Source organism: Streptomyces sp. NRRL B-24484 (assembly GCF_000717715.1).
Taxonomy (GTDB): domain Bacteria; phylum Actinomycetota; class Actinomycetes; order Streptomycetales; family Streptomycetaceae; genus Kitasatospora.
Genome location: NZ_JOAI01000019.1, coordinates 86,381 through 104,076, shown reverse-complemented (window position 1 = coordinate 104,076; position 17,696 = coordinate 86,381). Strand labels below are relative to the sequence as shown.

At 75.8% G+C, this 17,696-nt stretch carries 14 protein-coding genes; 5 read left to right on the top strand and 9 right to left on the bottom strand.

The window, feature by feature from the left end:
• Positions 1 to 43 precede the first annotated feature (43 nt).
• Entirely contained in the window at positions 44 to 1,108 is a 1,065-nt protein-coding gene (locus tag IE98_RS0118735) for an alkene reductase (protein ID WP_030270332.1), read from the bottom strand.
• 236 nt (positions 1,109 to 1,344) lie between these two features.
• Between IE98_RS0118735 and IE98_RS0118730 the strand changes: the two genes are divergently transcribed.
• The gene (locus IE98_RS0118730; RefSeq protein WP_030270330.1) at positions 1,345 to 1,890 is read left to right on the top strand and encodes a MarR family winged helix-turn-helix transcriptional regulator; all 546 of its coding nucleotides are present in this window, start codon (positions 1,345 to 1,347) and stop codon (positions 1,888 to 1,890) included.
• 188 nt (positions 1,891 to 2,078) lie between these two features.
• Positions 2,079 to 2,984, top strand: a complete 906-nt coding sequence (locus IE98_RS0118725; RefSeq protein WP_030270329.1) for an aldo/keto reductase — start codon at positions 2,079 to 2,081, stop codon at positions 2,982 to 2,984.
• Between the two features lie 111 nt (positions 2,985 to 3,095).
• On the opposite strand, the gene IE98_RS0118720 is transcribed toward IE98_RS0118725, so the two are convergent.
• The 3 genes from IE98_RS0118720 to IE98_RS0118710 all read right to left on the bottom strand — a co-directional run bounded on the left by IE98_RS0118720 (position 3,096) and on the right by IE98_RS0118710 (position 6,235).
• Positions 3,096 to 3,368 (bottom strand): hypothetical protein, encoded by a 273-nt coding sequence (locus IE98_RS0118720; RefSeq protein WP_030270327.1) that lies wholly within the window; start codon positions 3,366 to 3,368, stop codon positions 3,096 to 3,098.
• A 43-nt stretch (positions 3,369 to 3,411) separates the two neighbouring features.
• A complete protein-coding gene (locus tag IE98_RS0118715) occupies positions 3,412 to 5,475 on the bottom strand; it encodes a WD40 repeat domain-containing protein (protein WP_234443589.1) in 2,064 nt (687 codons plus the stop codon).
• A gap of 97 nt (positions 5,476 to 5,572) precedes the next feature.
• A complete protein-coding gene (locus tag IE98_RS0118710; RefSeq protein WP_052390684.1) occupies positions 5,573 to 6,235 on the bottom strand; it encodes an AAA family ATPase in 663 nt (220 codons plus the stop codon).
• A gap of 292 nt (positions 6,236 to 6,527) precedes the next feature.
• Between IE98_RS0118710 and IE98_RS0118705 the strand changes: the two genes are divergently transcribed.
• The gene (locus tag IE98_RS0118705; protein WP_030270323.1) at positions 6,528 to 7,190 is read left to right on the top strand and encodes a double zinc ribbon domain-containing protein; all 663 of its coding nucleotides are present in this window, start codon (positions 6,528 to 6,530) and stop codon (positions 7,188 to 7,190) included.
• 54 nt (positions 7,191 to 7,244) lie between these two features.
• Here the strand turns inward: IE98_RS0118705 and IE98_RS44765 are convergent, their stop codons facing one another.
• The 3 genes from IE98_RS44765 to IE98_RS0118690 all read right to left on the bottom strand — a co-directional run bounded on the left by IE98_RS44765 (position 7,245) and on the right by IE98_RS0118690 (position 11,898).
• Positions 7,245 to 7,973 (bottom strand): hypothetical protein, encoded by a 729-nt coding sequence (locus IE98_RS44765; RefSeq protein WP_159400971.1) that lies wholly within the window; start codon positions 7,971 to 7,973, stop codon positions 7,245 to 7,247.
• Positions 7,974 to 8,317: 344 nt separating this feature from the next.
• Positions 8,318 to 10,294: a lamin tail domain-containing protein gene (locus IE98_RS46440; protein WP_234443588.1), complete on the bottom strand. Its 1,977-nt coding sequence runs from the start codon at positions 10,292 to 10,294 to the stop codon at positions 8,318 to 8,320.
• Positions 10,295 to 10,368: 74 nt separating this feature from the next.
• Positions 10,369 to 11,898 carry a hypothetical protein gene (locus IE98_RS0118690; RefSeq protein WP_030270318.1) on the bottom strand — a complete coding sequence of 510 codons (1,530 nt, stop codon included), beginning with the start codon at positions 11,896 to 11,898 and terminating at the stop codon, positions 10,369 to 10,371.
• Between the two features lie 154 nt (positions 11,899 to 12,052).
• On the opposite strand from IE98_RS0118690, the gene IE98_RS0118685 reads away from it, so the two are divergent.
• Positions 12,053 to 13,375, top strand: coding sequence for an MFS transporter (locus IE98_RS0118685; protein ID WP_052390682.1), 1,323 nt, complete (start codon positions 12,053 to 12,055; stop codon positions 13,373 to 13,375).
• 63 nt (positions 13,376 to 13,438) lie between these two features.
• Here the strand turns inward: IE98_RS0118685 and IE98_RS0118680 are convergent, their stop codons facing one another.
• A complete protein-coding gene (locus IE98_RS0118680; RefSeq protein ID WP_052390681.1) occupies positions 13,439 to 16,426 on the bottom strand; it encodes a tetratricopeptide repeat protein in 2,988 nt (995 codons plus the stop codon).
• 162 nt (positions 16,427 to 16,588) lie between these two features.
• On the opposite strand from IE98_RS0118680, the gene IE98_RS49225 reads away from it, so the two are divergent.
• The gene (locus tag IE98_RS49225; RefSeq protein WP_159400970.1) at positions 16,589 to 16,747 is read left to right on the top strand and encodes a hypothetical protein; all 159 of its coding nucleotides are present in this window, start codon (positions 16,589 to 16,591) and stop codon (positions 16,745 to 16,747) included.
• Between the two features lie 360 nt (positions 16,748 to 17,107).
• On the opposite strand, the gene IE98_RS0118670 is transcribed toward IE98_RS49225, so the two are convergent.
• Positions 17,108 to 17,683: a TetR/AcrR family transcriptional regulator gene (locus IE98_RS0118670; RefSeq protein ID WP_030270312.1), complete on the bottom strand. Its 576-nt coding sequence runs from the start codon at positions 17,681 to 17,683 to the stop codon at positions 17,108 to 17,110.
• Between the last annotated feature and the right edge of the window lie 13 nt (positions 17,684 to 17,696).

Genomic DNA, 17,696 nt, shown 5'->3' with positions numbered 1-17,696 from the left:
GGGGGTGGCCGCGGGTGCGGCGGGGCGGTGCCGGGCAGGCCGTTCAGAGAGCGGGGTAGTCGGTGTAGCCGCGGTGGTCGCCGCCGTAGAAGGTGGCCGGGTCCGGGGTGTTGAACGGGCCGCCGGCGGCGAGCCGGGCCGGCAGGTCGGGGTTGGCCAGGAAGAGCGCGCCGTAGGCGATCATGTCCGCGGTGCCGTCCTCGACCAGCGCCAGCGCCTCCGGGCCGGTGGCCGCGGGGTGGGTGAACGGGTTGAGGACGAAGGTGCCCTGCCAGGCCTTGCGCAGCCGGGCGGTCAGGTCGCGGTCGGGGCCCTCCAGCAGGTGCAGGTAGGCCAGGTCCAGGCCTGCGATCCCGTCCAGCAGCGCCTCGTAGACCTCGCGCGGGTCGTCCTCGGCGATGCCGTTGTACGGGTTGCCGGGCGAGATCCGCAGGCCCACCCGGTCGCCGCCGATCGCCTCCGCGACGGCGGTGACGACCTCGACGGCGAAGCGGATCCGGCCCTGCGGGCCGCCGCCCCAGCCGTCGGTGCGCAGGTTGGTGTTGGGCGCGAGGAACTGGTGGACGAGGTAGCCGTTGGCGCCGTGGATCTCCACGCCGTCGAAGCCGGCCTCGATCGCGTTCCGGGCCGCGGCGGCGAAGTCGGCGACCGTCCGGCGGATCTCCGCGTCGGTGAGCTCCCGCGGGGTCACGAAGTCCTGCGGTCCTTCGTGGGTGAACACCTGGCCGGGGGCGGCCACCGCCGACGGGGCGACCGGCACCAGGCCGTCGGGCAGCAGGCTCGGGTGCCCGATCCGGCCGGTGTGCATCAGCTGCGCGAAGATCACGCCGCCCTCGCGGTGCACCGCGTCGGTCACCTGCCGCCAGGCCTCCACCTGCCCGGCCGTGTGCAGACCGGGGGTGTCGGGGTAGCCCTGCCCGACCGGCGACGGCTGGATCCCCTCGGTGACGACCAGCCCGGCGCCGGCCCGCTGCGCGTAGTACGTCGCCATCAGCTCGGTCGGCTCCGCCCCGGGCCCGTACGCGCGGCTCCGGGTCATCGGCGCCATCACGAGCCGGCTGGCCAGGCGGCGGCCGCCCAGGACGATCGGATCGAATGCAGTGGTCATGGTCTCTTCCCTCGCTGTGCGTGGTGGGTGACGGGCGCCGGGCGGTGGGCCCGGACGCTTTCACCGTAACAGTTACCTGCTCGAACAAGTAAATGCCCCGGATGCTTCCCGATCGGTGATCCGGCCCACACGACCGCCTGCCCACCAGCCAATTCCGACTCCACCGGCGGACCCTCCCTGCGGGCGGCGCGGCCCGGCGGTAGCATCGGCTGTCCGACCAGGAAGGTGAGGAAGAGATGACCGAGTCCACCCCGGGCGCCGCCGAGGGAGCCGCGACGGAGACCGCGGGGACGGCACGGCCGGCGAGCGTTCCGGTACCGGCCGCGGCGGGCGGTGGACCCGTCAGCCACGCGATCTTCCGCCTGGCCCGGCTGCACCGCATGCTCGCCGGCCAACTGCTGCGCCGGATCGGCCTCCACCCGGGTCAGGAGCTGGTCATGATGCACCTGTGGGAGCTCGGGCCCCAGCGCCAGACCGACCTGGTGCGGCTCCTGGACTCCGACGCCGCCACGATGACCCGCACCGTCCAGCGCCTCGAACAGGCCGGCTTCGTCCGCCGCCGCCCCTCCCCCACCGACAGGCGCGCATCGCTCATCGAGCCCACGGCGGCCAGCCACGCCCTGCGCCGGGAGGTCGAGGACGCCTGGAGCCGGCTGGAGGACCTCGTGACGGCGGGCCTCACCGCCGACGAACGCGCCACGGCCCTGCACACCCTGGAACGGCTCGAACAGAACCTCGTCGAGTCGGCCGACGATCCGGCGGGCGGCGCACCCGCGCGGTAGTCCGACGGCCGCGGCACCGCCCCCGGAGGGCATGCCGGCGGAACGTCTCTCGGCAGGTCCAACGGCCGGGCGGTGACGGTTCGTTCCCGATGCAGGTGTGAGGTTTCACCCGGTCCGCGGACCTGTCGCAGCGCCCCCGCCCGCCCCCATACTCCAGGACCTGACGGACCGACGGGTGGAGGAGCACGATGAGCACAGCGACGGCAGCCGGGACCTGGAAGCTCGGGGACCTGGAGGTGAACCGGGTCGGCTACGGCACGATGCGGCTGACCGGGAACGGCATGCTGGGGAACTCCGACGGCCCGCCGATCGACCGCGACGCCGCCCTCCGGCTGCTGCTCGGCGCCTTCGAGCAGGGCGTCGACCACGTCGACACCGCGGCCTTCTACTTCTCGCCCCTGCGGTCCGCGAACGAGCTCCTCGGCCGGGCCCTCTCGTCCTGGCGCGGCGAGGTGGTCGTGGCGACCAAGGTCGGCCCGTCCCGGGACGCCTCCGGCGAGTGGCGGACGACGGCCCGCCCCGACCAGCTGCGCGGCCAGGTCGAGGAGAACCTGCGCCAGCTCGGCCGGGACCACCTGGACGTGGTCAACCTGCGCCGCAACGGCCCCGGGACGGACTCGGTCGCCGAGCACTTCGGCGCCCTCGCCGAGCTCCGCGAGGCGGGGCTGGTCCGGCACCTCGGACTCTCCAACGTCCGCCCCGAGCACGTGACGGAGGCCCTGGCGATCGCACCCGTGGTCTGCGTGCAGAACTCCTACGGCCTGGACCGGCGCCTCGCCGACGAGAACGGACTGCTCGGCCTGTGCCGGGAGCTGGGCATCGCCTTCGTCCCGTACTTCGCCATCTCCGGTCTGCGCCGGGAGGCGGCCGCCGGCGGGGAGGCCGACGCGCGCGTCCACCGGGTGGCCGCCGCCCACGGTGTGACGCCGGCCCAGGTCCGACTGGCCTGGACGCTGCACCGCGGCCCTCACGTGCTGGCCATCCCCGGCACCAGGAACCCCGCCCACCTCGCCGAGAACATCGCCGCCGGCGCCCTCCGCCTGACCGACGAGGACCTGGCCCTCCTCGACGGACCGGGCCCGGCCGACGCCTGACCGGCTGCGCGGTGCTGCGGCGCACTCGACCATCGGGCGGGTGCCGCAGCGGGGTCAGCGTTCTCCGCCGAGGTCGGCGATCCCCATCGCCCGGCTGCGGACCGTTCCGGGTCAGGGGGACGACGGGGACGGTGTGGGCGGGAAGTGCAGGTTGACGGTCCTCAGGTAGACCGTGTCGGAGGCCCGGTCGAAGCGGAGGGTCACGTGGTCCGCCCGGACCAGGGTCTGGGCGAGCGCCTCCGACTGGACCCAGGACGCGCCACTCGGGGCGGAGGCCGCCAGCTTCGGCGGGACCTCGTCCCAGTGGTTGAACGCCTCGGCCGCGGTGCGCACGGCCGGCGGCCCCACCTCGGTCGTCGGGTGCCCGTCGAGCAGACGGGCCACCCCGCCGGGGGCCAGCGTGTCGAGCGGGACTACGCCGACCTGATCACGGCGATGTACGCGGGTACGCAGGAAGCCTGAGGACTCCCCGGTCGTGACCGACCAGCACCTCCGCACCGTCACCCGACCCGGCCACCGCGAGGCAGGTGACGGCCACGTCCAGGTCGACGTGCCGGACGGCGCCGGTCTCCGGCTCCCAGATCCGCAGGCTGCGTCCCGGCCCGCTGCCGGTGACCACGACGCCGGGCCGGTCCGGGAGCACGAGTGCGGCCACGGCCGTCAGCGGGCTGCCGCTGCGCTCCGGGGGCAGCCCGTCGCCGACCGGCCCGCCGGTCGCCGGGTCCCACAGCAGCACCGCTCCTGCGGGGTCCGCGGTGGCCAGCAGGGCGCGGCCGTGCACGGACACCGCCGCGACCAGGGCCACCCGGTGGCGGCGGTCGCGCAGGGCCCGCTCGTCCGGCGGCACGGCCGCGCCGCGGTCCCAGGGGTCGTCGACGGCCGGGTCCCAGAGGTGCACGTCGCCCTGCGCGTCGGCGGCCGCGACCAGGGTGTGGTCCACGGCGATCGGCACGGCGGCGATCGAACGGATCGACCGGCCGCGGGGGTTGAGGCGCGCGAGCGGCTCGCCCGTCAGGGGGTCGCGCAGCCGGACCGCGCCCCGCGAGGTCGCCGTGACGAGCAGCCGACGGCCGTCCGGCAGCGCGGCGGCGCACGTCCCGGTGACCTCTCCGAGCCAGTTGCCCACCGGTTCGAGGACCGGCCGTCCGGTGGCCGCGTCCCGGACCCCGAGCGTCCCGCCCTCCCCTCCGCTCGCGAGCAGGACGGCGCCGTCGGCCTGCGGAAGGGCCGTCAACGACCGGACGCGGTCGGGGTGACCGGGCAGCGGGCCGTGCCGCACGCTGCCGTCCGCCAGGTCCCACAGGCACAGCCCGCCGTCCCCGGCGCCCGCGACGAGCGTCGGCAGACCGGGGCCCGCCACGACCGCCACGGCGTCGACGCCCCGGTACGCGTCCGGCCGTGGGCGCGCGAACGACTCGACGTGGCCGACGGGTGTGCCGTCGGCCGCGAGCAGCCGGTGCCCGTCGCGCCGGAACCCGGTCCGTCCGCCGGACGTGGGCTGTGCCGGCCGGTCGCCGTCCGCGGGAGCGCCCTCGGCCGGCGGCCGGGTCCGCCGGCCGTGGTCCTGCGGGCGTGCCCCGTCGGGGTCCTCGACCAGGCCGTCGGCCGTCGTCCAGGTCCGCTCGCAGTCCGGGCAGCGGAAGTCGCCGGTCAGCAGCATCAGCCTCCGGGCCCACTGCGCTCCGGCCCACCCCGGGGTTCCCCTGACCGCGACCATGCCGGCGACCAGGCACAGGACGGCCTGCCCCGGCGTCCCGCGCGGGACCCCTGCCGCCGCGACCTCGCGCGCCACCCGCAGGAAGGGCTCCCACCCGGGGCCCAGCGCGTCCTCCCGCAGGGCGTCGGCGACCTCGCCCCAGGGGTGCCCGCCCGCGCGGACCCGGTCGGCAGCGGGCGGCGGGGCGTCGAACGGCGGGCAGGGCCCGTCCGCGAAGAACCCGGGGAACTCGGCGTCGGCGCCGCACCCCGGGCAGCAGAGCACGAGGTGGGTCTCCTCGGGGTCCAGGAAGCGCCACAGCACCTCGGCGGTGTGGTGACCGGCGAAGGCCAGGCAGGACAGCGCGAGTTGGGCGCACAGGGCCGCGGGGGTGGCGGCTGCGAGGAACCCGCGGACGGCCGCCGCCTCGGCCTCGCGGAGCGCGGCGTCGAAGCCCGCCCGGAGATCCGCCGGGACGGGGCTCCGCCCGGCCGCGGTCACCATCAGCCCGGCGTCCACCCAGAGTTCCGCGAACCGCTCCGGCGCCGGCCCGGCCGCCGCGGCCACGACGTGCGGCAGCGCCGCGTAGGCCCCGTCGACCACGACGTCCTCGCACATCAGGTCGAGCGCCAGGCCCTCCCAGGCCTTCCGCCACCCGTCACCGCCGTCGGGGGCCGCGCCGGCGCCGGTCGCGGAGGCGGACTCGACGGCCGCCACGACCTGCCGCACGTCCTCGGCGGCCACGCCGTGCAGTTCGCGCCAACGGGGACTGTTCAGGGGCAGCATCGCACGCATGGGACGAGGCTAGCGATCACCACCGACGCCGGCAGCGGGCACGGCTGGCACGGCTGGCACGGCTGGCGCGGCTGGCGCGGGTGCGGTGTGCGGGTCGTCACCGCGGCTGACGGTCGGTGAACTCCACGCCGGTGGCGCGGGAGCGGGAGAGGCCGTCGAGCAGGAGGACGGAGGTGCACTCGGGGGCGGCGGCCGCGCCGTGCCGGTCGAGTGCCCGGAGCAGCCGGGCGATGCCGCGGCGGTGCCGGGCGAAGGTGCGGGCGGGTGCGGTCCGGCCCCTGCTGTGCTGGCCGGCGAGGGCCCGGCCGGCTCCGACGTCGAGCAGGACGAGGTGCAGTCCGCGGCCCTGCCGGGCGGCCGTGCGGGCGATCCAGCGGCGCAGCAGGGAGCGGCTGCCGCAGTCGTGCACGAGGAGCGGGCCGCCCGCGCGGATCGAGGTGCGGATGGAGCGCAGCCAGCGCAGGCGCGCCCAGGGGCGGTAGGTCGCGTACGGCAGCCAGGTCGGCATGACCGCGGCGCAGGCGGTGTGGGCGGTGCGCGGGTCGACGGTGGGGGCTGCCGGGGACCACCGGCGCAGGAGGGTGCTCTTGCCGCTGCCGGGCAGACCGGAGACCACGACGACGGCGTCGGCCGGGTAGCCGATCCGCAGCGGGCCGCCGTCCTGGTTCCGCAGGTCGTGGACGCCGCGCGGCCGGACGGATTCGGGCGGCGGGCCGTCGGTGGTGGCTGCCGCGGCGGTGGCCGGGTGCGGTGCCCGCATGCGGGTGGGTCTCCTGTGGTGGGTCGGGGGCGTCGCCGGTACTGCCTTTACCGGGACTTGAATCTACAGCAGTGTAGAGAGCCCGGGTCCGCCCCCGCGTGGCGGGCCGCCCCGCCGGAGCGGGCTCCACACGAACGGTCCGTGGCCGTCATGCCCTGCGGGGACGGCCCGCCACCCTGCGTCGGACGGGGCCGGAACGCGTGCCATGCTGTGCGCCGACTTCCGGGAACCGAAGTCGTCGGCGGGGCGTCCGGCAGGGCGCGATGGCAGCGGGACACAGGGTGGGACGGCGATGAGCGGCGAGATCTACTTCAGCAACAACTACCGCGACCTCAGCGAGCAGCACGGCACCGGTGCGGGCTTCCAGTTCGAGTTCTCGTGCTCCCGGTGCCACGACACCTGGCGCTCCCCCTTCGAGGCGTTCACCACCGGCCAGGTCGCCGGGTGGCTGGGCAAGGGCGTGACCGCCGCGTGGGGCCTGATCGGCGGGACGGCGACCAGCGGCATCACCAATGCCGCGGACGGTCTCGCCGGTGCCAACTGGGGCAGCTCCCGCGACGCCGCCTTCCAGCGGGCCGTCGGCAACGCCCAGGGCCACTTCAACCGCTGCGGCCGTTGCACGCACTACGTGTGCGGGCGCTGCTGGAACGCCGCCCAGGGACTCTGCCTGACCTGCTCCCCCGACACCGCCGCCGAGGCGGTCGCCGCGCAGCAGCGCGGCCTGAACGACATGGTCTCCCAGCAGGCCTACAGCCACGGCCAGCAGCTCGGGCACGGTTACGACGTCTCCACGCCGCGTCAGCTGGTCTGCCCGCAGTGCCGGGCGGAGACCCACGGCACCCCGTTCTGTCCGGGCTGCGGGCACCGGCTCGCGCAGCCCTCCACGTGCACCGGCTGCCACAACGAGGTGCCGGACGGCGCCGCGTTCTGCCCCAGTTGCGGTACGCGCCGCTGAGCGCCCGCGCTCCGGCCGCCCCGCAGGCGTGCCCGCCTGCGGGGTGGCGCGGGGTCAGGCCCGGACGTCGGGGTCGGTGACGTCGGGGCCGGTGAAGTCCGGCCCCGCGAAGTCCGGCCCCGCGAAGTCCGGGCCGGCGAAGTCGGGGCTGCTGTAGCCGGGGCGGAAGGGGGCCTGTGCCCCGTCGTCCGGGTCCGCGAGGCGGTCGAGCAGGAACGGGACCATGCCCCGCTCCAGCAACGCGGTGCGCCACCGCATGCGGGCCGCTGCCACCGCGTCCTCGGGTGAGGGGTCCTGCTGGTCGGGGCGGCACCGCGAGGCGGTGGCGACCAGGCCGACGGCGCCCACGACGGCGCAGGCCGCAGCCAGTGCGGCGGCCACCAGCGCGGCCCGTTCGAGCGCCGTGCCGAGGCCGTGCCGGGCGTCGGTGAGCGCCAGGCCGAAACCCAGGGCGAAGAGGACCACGGCGGCCGTTCCGGCGACCGCGGGGACGACCAGCGCGAGGACTCCCAGGTATCCGGGCGCGCCCCCGGCGGGCACCCGCCGGGCGGCCGCCGGCTCCGGTTCCGGCGCGGCGCTGCGCAGCCGGGTGTAGTCGTCGAACTCGGCGGCCGCGGCCGCGAGGAGTCCGGCGGCCGACTGCCGGGCCCGGGCCCTGAGGTCGTCCGGCCGCACCCCGGCGGCGTTCAGTGCGGTGCGGACCTCGGCGCGGGCCAGGGCCTGGGCCAGTGCGTGCTCGAAGTCGGCCCGGTCCTGTGGTGACAGGCGTGGTGGCTCGTCCATCGCGGCTCCCCCGGTGTGGCCGTGGTGCGGCTCGCTGCCGCCCGGCCGGACGCGGACCCGTCGCGGGGCGAGGAACGCGCGTACCGGCGCCGGGACTTGCAGCTTCACCGCGTTCCGGGGAATCTACAGGACTGTAGAAGGTTCGGGGAATCGGCCGCCCTCCGGGGCTGTGCCCGGGCACCTCGGACGCGGCCGCCTCCGCGACGGGAACGACGAAGCTCCCGGCAGTCGGCGGGTGGTCCCGGTCGGGACCGCGCCGTCCGCGGGGAGCTTCGTCGCCGGCCGCTGCCCGGAGCCTCGTCGGGCCCGGCCCGGCGGGCCGGGGCGTCAACGGGCCGAGGGGCTCAGCAGGGGAAGGTGCCGCTGTAGACGGAGTGTCCGTAGGAGGAGCTCCCGGAGCCGAAGCCGTAGATGCCGTCGTCGGTCCAGACCGCCTCGCGGAAGCCGTTGACGCAGGTGGAGGTCGGCGCGAGCGCGAAGCCCTCCAGGTTGTCGACCGGCATCACTGCGGGGTTCGTGTAGGTCACATCCGGCACGATCGCGCCGGCGGCGTTGACCTTCATGAAGGTGTGGGTCTCGCCGCAGGTGTTGTCGCAGGTGGCGACGATCCGCTGGGTGCCGGCGTCGTACGTCACGTCCATCACGGAGGTCTTGCCGGTCGCGACGGTGCCGAAGGTGGTGAACGTGCCGTCGGAGTTCAGGCCGTAGACGTGCAGCGAGCCGTCCCACTCCAGGCCGGCGAAGTACAGGCCCGACCCGTGCAGGGGGTAGTTCGCCGGGTTGTAGGCGGCACCGGTCAGCGGGTCGACCCAGCCGTTGGCGGTCAGCCAGCTGTCCGGCACGTAGCCGACGCCCTCGAAGCCCAGGTTGGCGTCGTCCTTGCTGCCGGTGTCGAGCTGCGGGAACTGCGCGGTCATGTCCCACTGGTGAACGGGGGTGAGCGTCGATCCGGTCGCCGCCGGGTCGAACTCCATGACGGTGTCCCTGGGGACCGTGTTGTTGGTGTTGTCGCGCTCGGAGGTCACGTAGACGTGGCCGTTGGCGCCGACCGTCAGCCCCTCGGAGTCCGGCTCGCCGGTGCCGCTCGCGAAGCGGATCTGCTTGCCGGTGGCGCTCCACGTCGCGTCCGGGACCCACCTGCCGTTGCTCTTCACCAGCTTGTACAGCCAGTTCTTGTTCTTGGCGGCCCACAGCACCGACGGGTTCGCCGGGTCGAAGGCCAGGCCGCTGAGGTCGCGGCCCTCGGGCCCGGTGGAGGTGGTGAACGCGCAGACGTTGTCGGCGATCGTGACGTCCGGGCCGCCGGGCCAGGCCAGGGTGCCCCCGGGGGTGGAGCCCGTGCCGGAGGGCGCCTCGGGGGCGCAGCCACTGGTGAGCGAGCCGCCGCCGCCCAGCAGTTGGCCGGTCTGGCCGCCACCGCCGCCACCGCCGCTGCCCGAGCAGGAGTTCGCGCTGCCGGGCGTCGCGGTCACGGCGGTCCGGAACCAGCCGGTGCCGTTGGCGCAGCGCTCGTCGGACGGCTTGGCGCCGTCGGTCGCCCAGGTCACGGAGTCGATCGTGTTGCCGTTGCCGTCGAGGACGAGGACCGAGTCGTTGTCGCCCAGGCCGAGGGTGGAGTCGAAGGTGACGTAGCCGCCCGCGGGGACGGTGGTCGCGCTCGGCGAGGAGGACGAGATCGATACCGCGGAGTGGGTGGTGTCGCCGTCGACGTACTTCCACGACCCGATGCTGACGGCGCTCGTCCCGCCGTTGTACAGCTCGACGGTGTCCGTGCCGTTGGAGGTGACCTCGTTGATCCGCACCCGGCTCGCCGCCGGGATCGACGAGGGGCAGCCCGAGGCGTTCGCGGCCCCGAACGTGGCCGCGGTGGTCGCGGTCACCCATGCGCCGGTGCCGTCGCCGCCACAGCGCGCCATCGCCGGCTTCGCCCCGTTGGTGGCCCATTCGACGCGGTCGACCACCGTGCCGTCAGCCGTGTAGACCACCAGCTTGTCTGAGTCGCCGAGCCCCTTGGGCGAGTTGAAGGTGACGAAGCCGCCGGCCGCGATCGTGCTGGAGGAGGGGCTGAACGACTGCGGAGAGAAGCCGTCGTCGGACATCTTCCAGCCGCTGATGCTCACCGCCGTCGACCCGGTGTTGTACAGCTCCACCGTGTCGTTGTTGGACGAGGTGACCTCGTTGATCCGAACGTTCTGGTAGCCGGCCGGGTCGGCGGCGGCCGCGGGCTGCGCGGCGACCAGCCCGGTGACGACCAGACCCGAAAACGTCAGCGCCGCGGCGCACACGGAGGCGACGCCGGCACGCGAGTGTGAGGTATGCACGAGGCGGAACTCTGGTGGGACGAGCTTGAAACGGCGTGTACTGCGGCTGAATGCCGCCTGCTGGCGCCCGCGGTTCAGCCGCGTCCGGTCGGCCGCACGTGGCTCTCGGCGTAGCGGAGGATCTCCCTGCGGGTGCGCTCCGGGTCGGCCGCGGCCACCGTGGCCCGCCCCGCGGGCAGGTACCGGATCCCGTCGATCTCGCAGACCAGCGGCCCGGCACCGGTGTCGTGGACCAGGGCGTCACCCACCGGCGGCGGCCCGCCGATGGTGCTGCCTCCGGTGCTGCGGGAGCCCGAGATCGGCTGGACGTACACGGGCGCCGCGGCGTCCTCGCCCTCCGGCCGGAACAGCACCAGCGCCATCGCGCCGGTGGTCTCGCGCAGCCGGACGTAGCGCATCGGCTGCCAGGCGCCGTCCGCCGCGTCCGAGCGCGCGGCGCGCAGCACGGGGCGCCACAGCGAGGAGCGGTCGGCGGCGAACCAGCCGATCCGGGCGACGGCGGCGATGCCGGCCGTGCCGAAGACGAGGAAGCGCCAGTGGCCCAGGTGGAAGTGGTCGTCGAGCAGGCCGCCGACGGAGAGCGTGAGGAGCACCCAGGCGCCGGTGCCGAGAGCGGTGGCCGCGGCCCAGCGGCGCGGCGGGACGGAGGTGCGGCCGGGGCCGCGGCGGGGCGGGGCGACGCGGGCACCGGGGTGGTGCCGGTCGGCGTGCCGGGCGGCGGCGGCCAGGTTCGCGTGGTTCAGGCCTCCCTCCAGGGCGGGCCACTCCTCCGGGGTGTCGTCCCCGGGTCCCGCGGTCGGCGGTGGCGGCGGCACGGACCGGGTGCGCAGGGCCCGCCGGACGCGCCGGGTGCAGGCCAGCGGGGTGGTCAGCAGGCTGCCGGTGAGGCCGAGCAGGCCGAGGCCGCCCCCGGCGACGGCGGCGACGGTCGGCATCGTCCGGGTGTCGACGGCCTCGCCGAGGAAGGGCCACAGCAGGGCGATCACCGGCAGGTGGTCGGCCGGGCGGAGGTGCGAGGTGTCGCAGTCGACGTCCGCCTGCTGCGCACCCGCGTCCCAGCCGACGGTGCAGTTGCCGTAGTCGTGGTCGACGGCGAGCACCTCGGCGGTGGTGCGGTCGCCGAGCAGGGCGACGTCGGCGGCGGCCAGGCCCGTGAGCAGGGCCGCGGTGAGGGCGGTGACGGCCCACACCGGCGCGGCCGGACGCGGCGGCCGGGCGGCGGGCGCGGGGCGGGGCGGTCCGGCGAGCCAGGCTCCGACGGTCCGGGCGTCCCGGGTGGCCAGGGCCAGCGTCAGCACCGTGCCGCCGGGGGTGCGGTAGCGCAGGCCGACCTTCTCGACGGCGGCTCCGGTGACGCGGGTCAGCGTGGCGTCCAGGACCTCGCCGCCGTGCGGCAGGGCGGTGGCCGTGCCGGTGCGGTCGAGGAAGACGGGCCCGTCCAGGCGCGGGTCGGCCAGCAGCCGGCCCCTGCGGCCGTCGAGCCGGCAGCGGAAGTGCACCGGCCGGCCCTCCGCCAGGGCGCGGCGGCGCCGCACCGCCGCCCACCGGGCCAGGCCCGCGACGATCGCCGGGATCACCGCGAACGCCAAGAAGCTGCCGATCATCCTGCTGCCGTTCCCTTCGTTCGGTCAAAGAAGGGTAAAGGTGCCGGTCGTGGGCGTTGCACGGGGGTGCCGGTCGCCGAACGCCCGACGGGACCGGGGCGATCGGCTAGGGTCTCGGGGTGCATCAGCCCGTGCCGCATCCGGCCCTCCCGTCATGAGCCTCGCCCGCACCCTGATCGACGTACGGCCCCTGCGGACCTCCCCGCTGTTCCGGCGGTTGCTGATCGGGCGTACGGTCTCCACGCTCGGCAGCTTCATGACCGTGGTCACCGTCATGTTCCAGGTGTGGGACACGACCCGCAGCGCGGTGTGGAGCGGGGCGGTCGGCCTGGCGCAGGCGCTGCCGATGATCGGCATCGGCCTGTTCGCGGGGGCCTGGGTCGACCGGGCCGACCGGCGCCGCGTCTACCTGCTCGGCAACGCCGGCCAGGCGTCCTGTTCGCTGCTGCTGGCCGTCCAGGGGTTCACCGGGCACGTTCCGGTGACCGTCGTGCTGGCGCTGGTGGCGGTGCAGGCGTCCTTCGGGGCGGTGGGGGCGCCGGCGGCGGGCGTGTTCGTGCCGCGGCTGCTGCCGAAGGACCAGGTGGCTGCGGCGCTGGCGCTGAACCAGGTCACCGGCCAGACGATGATGCTGCTCGGGCCGGCCGTCGCGGGTGTCGTGCTCGGCTGGTGGGGCATCGGGGTCTGCTACCTGCTGGACGCCGTCAGTTTCGGGGTCTCGTTCGCCACGGCCTTCGGGCTGCCCGCGATGCCGCCGGTGGGCGAGAAGTCCCGTCCGGGCCTGGGCGGTGTCGCCGACGGGCTGCGCTTCCTGACCGGCCACCGGGTGGTGCGCGGCGCGCTGCTGACGGACCTGGCAGCCACGGTGCTCGCGATGCCGGCCGGTCTCTTCCCGCTGGTCAACAGCGAGCGCTTCGACGGCGATCCGCGCACGCTCGGCCTGTTCCTGTCCGCGCTCGCCGTGGGCGGTGTCGCCACGACGGCGCTCTCCGGTCCCGTGACCCGGCTGGCGCGCCCGGGCCCGGTGATGCTCTGCGCGGCCGGCACCTGGGGTGCGGCGCTCGCCGCGTTCGGCCTGACGACCGGCGCGTGGGCGGCCCTGGGCCTCCTCGTGGTGGCGGGGGCGGCGGACGCGCTGGCCGTCCTCTCGCGCACCACGATCGTGCAGACGTGCACGCCCGATGCGATGCTCGGCCGGGTGACGGCCGCGGAGACGATCGTCGGGCAGGCGGGCCCCCAACTGGGCAACCTGCGGGCCGGCGTGGTCGCCGGCTGGTCGTCGGGCGCGACCGCCCTGCTCACCGGCGGGCTGCTCTGCCTGGCGGCGGTGACCGCGGTCGGCGCGTCGACGCCGGAACTGCGGCACGGCAGCGACGCGCCGACGGCCGGAGGGGCACCCGTTCCGGCCCCCGGAGGACCGGGCCTCCCGCCCGCTGGAGAGGCAACGCCGGCCACCCCGGCGGCCGAAGCCGGCTGACGCACCGTCGAAGGACTCCCCGCACCCGGCGCCGTGGCCCGTCGCCGCGGCCCGGGTGCGGTCTCAGGGCGTCCCCTTCCGCTCCAGGGCCGCCCGCGCGAGCCGGGCGAGGCGCTGCGCGTCCTCCAGCGCCTCGTCCAGGGCCGGCAACCGCGGCTCCACGTGCGGGCCCACGGCCATGATCGCGACGGCCGCGTCCGCGGCCGCCCGCGCAGGGTCCTCGGCAAGGAGGTCTTCGCCGCGGTGGGTCCGGAGCAGGGCCACCGCGTGCCGCCCGGAGAGCGTGGTGTCGTCCGTCGGGCCGAAGACCCGCGTCAGCTGGGCCACCAGCGGCTCGGCGAGCCCGAGGGCCTTCGCCGTCTCCCCCGCCGTGGCGTAGGCGTTGACGAGGTTGCCCGCGGAGATCAGGGTGTCCTGGTGGTCCCGGCCCAGGACGCGGACGCGGTCGAACAGGACGCCCTCGGAGAGCCGGACGGCCTCCTCGTGCCGCCCCGTCCGGCGGCAGGACACGGCGAGGTTCGCCAGCGCCTTCAGGGTGTCGGGGTGGTCGGGGCCCTGGACCCGACGCAGGTCGTCCGCGGCCTTGCGCTGCATGGTGACGGCCTCCTCGGTGCGGCCGGCCTGGGCGTAGGAGGAGGCGAGGGCGACCCGGGTGTTGAGGGTGTCGGGATGGTCCGGCCCGAGCAGCCGTTCGCGGGCGGCCAGCACCTCCTCCTCGATCTCCGTCGCCTCCGCCGTCCGCCCCGCCCGGGCGTAGCTCGAGGCGAGGGCCGCCAGTGCGACGAGCGTGTCCGGGTGCGCCGGGCCCCCGGACCGGGCCGAGCCGTCGAGGAGCGCGCGCTCGGCCACGACCCGTTCCTGGAGGGCAAGTGCCTCCTCGTACCGGCCGGTGATCTCGTACGTGAGGGCGAGATTGTTCCGGGAGGTGACGGTGTCGGGGTGGAGCACGCCGAGGACCCGTTCCCGTGCGGCGAGGACGTGGTCCTTCAGCGACTCGGCCTCGTTGTGCAGGCCCGCCTCCGTGTAGGCCGCGGCGAGGTTGGCGAGGGCCGAGAGGGTGCTGGGGTCGTCGGCACCCCGCAGGCGCTCGAATTCGACCGCGACCCGCTTGTGGAGGGCGGCGGCCTCCGCGGCGCGGCCGGCCCGGGAGAGTGCGGAGGCCAGGTTCGCCCGGGCGGCCAGGGTGTTCTCGTGGTCCGGTCCGAGCTCCCGGAGGGTCGCCTCCAGGTCCTCGGTCCAGTGGGCGGCGGCCTCCGCGTGCAGGCCCGCGTGGAGCAGGCTGAGGCCGGCCCGGTGGCGCAGCGCGAAGCCGGGGAAGAGCTGGAGGACCTCGCCGCCGGCGGTCTCCCGGAGGGCGGCGGTGTTGGCCCGGAGGCTGAGCGCGAGGCGGTGGTCGGTGTGGTCCTCCTCGGGCCAGAGCTCGTACAGCGCGAAGATGACGGCCGCCTGCTGGCGGTGCGGTTCGGGGGTGGTGTCCCGGGCCGCGCGGGCGGTCAGCGCGTGGACGGAGACCTCTCGATGGGCGGCGACCTCGTCCCGGTGCGGCAGGGGGACGCCCGCCGGGTAGCTGCTGAGCAGGTTGTAGCCGTGCAGGAGGGCGAGGACGGAGAGCGCCTCGTCGGCGCTGACCGGCGGCGGCCCGGACGCGTCGCGGTCCGGGGCGTCGGCCTCCGCGGGCGGGCCCGGGGCGGTGCGGGCCCGTGCGTCGGCGGCGCGCTGCTCGGCGAGGTAGCGGGTCGCGCTCCGGGTGGTCCAGAGTTCCCGGGGGTGGCCGGCCGGGTCGAGCAGGCCGGCCAGCCGGATCGCGGGGGCGGCGAGGCCCTTGGGGTGGGTCTGCTGGGCGGCGTCGAGGGAGATCAGCAGGGCCGCCGTGACGGGCCGCCCGTATAACTCGGTGTCGGCCTCCTGAGGCAGCACCGCGTCCAGCGCGCGGGTGCGCTCCCGGAACAGCTCCAGGTAGTCGGTGCAGGTGCGGTGCTGGTTGACCATGTAGGCGGCGGCGTGCGCGAGGGCGAGCGGCAGGCGTCCGAGTGCCTCGGAGAGGTCCGCCGCCCGCGCGTCGAGCAGGTAGGGGAAGCCGGCGGTGGTGAGGCGGTCGCGCAGGTAGGCGACGCCCTCCTCGGAGTCGTAGACGTCCATCGGGACGATGGCCCGACCACCTCCGGAGGCGTGCGCCCCGCGCTGCCGGGTGGTGGCCAGCACCCGGCCGTTGTTCCGGCGTGAACTCCCGGGCCAGATGGGGGCGGTGGCGGTGAAGTCGGCGACGTCGTCGAGCACCACGAGCCAGCTGCGCTCGGTGGTGCTCAGCCAGTTCAGGAAGCGCCTGGCGTCCTGCTGGACGCGGTCCGGGGCGCCGGAGGCTCCGGGCACCTGGACGGCCACGGCCGCTTCGGCGTAGGCGAGGAGGACGGCGACCGGGTCCGCGGCGTGCGCCCAGACCACCACGTCCGTGCCCTCGCGGACGGCCTGCCAGGCGTAGGAGGCCGCCAGCTGGCTCTTGCCGATCCCGCCGCCGCCCGCGAGCACCTGGGACAGCACCACGGTCCCGTTCCCGGCGCGCGCCTCGTCGATCCGCCCGCGGACGGGCTCGCGCGGCTGGAATGCGCTCGCCAGGATCGGGATCGCACCGACCACGATCGGCCACTGCGGTGCCGGCGGGGGCGGCGGGACGGAACCCGCCGGCGGGGTGGGGCGGTTCTTCGCCGCGTTCCACAGCGCCCGGGCCCGCGCCTCCCGTTGCCGCGCATGCTGAGGGTCCTCGGTGCAGACGGTGATGACGGCGCTGACGAACTGCCAGGTGATCCCGTCACCGGCGAACCGGCGGTAGAGGGTGTCGACCGAGGGGATCCTGCCCTTCCCGGGCTCCCCGAAGTCGTCCTCGGTCAGCTCCGCGTGGAAGGCCCTCACGGTGAGGCCGCGCCGGTCGAGCCACTGCCGCAGCAGGACGACGAGGTCGTTGATCTCCTGGCTCGGCCCCTGCGGCGGGCCCCAGGGGCGTCCCGAACGCCCCTCGCCCCGGCCCTTCCGCCCGTCCTCCGGACCTCTTCCCATGCAGCCCTCCCCGGTCGCGGCAGCCGGTTATCGGGTCGATAGCCGGGGTTGTCGTGCCGACAACCCCCAACGGCTTCGTCCTGGCCGCGGGCTGATCCACCGTCATATCAGCAGCCCCGTTCAGGGGACAGCCGAGAAGCCCGACCGAAAGGGGAACCGGCCATGAAGCGCCGCATCCACCGCCTGCCGATCCGCCACTCCACCCAGCGTCCCCGGGCCCGCCGTCGACCCGGTCAGATCACCGTCGCCCTCGTCAACGCCGTGGCCGCCGCCGTCAGCGGCTCCGTCGCCGCCTGGGTGCTGTCGCACATCCCCTGGTGACCGGCCGCCCGCCCGGGCCCGGCCGGCAACGGGCCGGGCCCGGGCGGGCGGCCACGGGGGCCCTGCGCAGCGGTTGGCGGAGAAGCGCGGTCCGGCCCGTCCGGCGGCGCTGCCGCCCGCCGCTTCCCCGTACGATGATCGGTTCGCCTGCCCAGCGCGGCGAAACCGGGCCAGAGCGGGCCGGAGCGGGCCGGAGCGGGTCAGTGTCCCGCCGGGCCGTGCGGCAGTGGCGGAGGTGACGCCCAGTCCGTTCCGGTGGGGCCCGTTCCCGCCGGGCCGCGGCGGGGCGCCACCACTCGGGCGCCGGCCCGGCGTGGGCACCACGGAGAGCCGGGCCGGCCCCCGGGCGTCCGGGCCCGCTCAGACGGGCGTGCGGTCGGCGAGCACGCCCTTCAGCTCCGCGGTCGCGGCCCGGAGGACGGCCGGCAGGTCCGGCCTGCCCGGCCCGCCGATCCAGCGGGCGAAGGCGACCTTGAAGACCGCGACCGCCGTCTCGGCGGCGAGGCTCGCGGCCGGCTCCGGCGTGCCGCGGTCACGCAGTGCGCCGGCCATCGTCTCGGCGAGCACCGCGAGTTTGATCAGCTCGCGCTCGCGGAGTTCGGCGTGCGCCGACACCACGGACTCCCGCAGCCTGACGCGTTCGACGTTCTCCTGGAACTCGGCGCCCAGGGCCTCCAGCGCGGCGCCCACCGCGTCCATCGCGGACGCGCCGGCCGGCGCGTCCGCGACCGTCCGCGCCAGCAGGTCCTTCGCCATCTCCGTGCCGAAGAACAGCACTTCGCGCTTGTCGGCGAAGTGCCGGTAGAAGGTGCGCTCGGTCAGCCCGGCGCGTGCGGCGATCTCCACGACGGTGGTGCGCTCGTAGCCCTGCTCGGCATAGAGCTCCAGTGCCGCCTGTGCCAGCCGGCCCCGCGCGTTCGGCTCCCATCGACCCATGCCGCCATGCTAC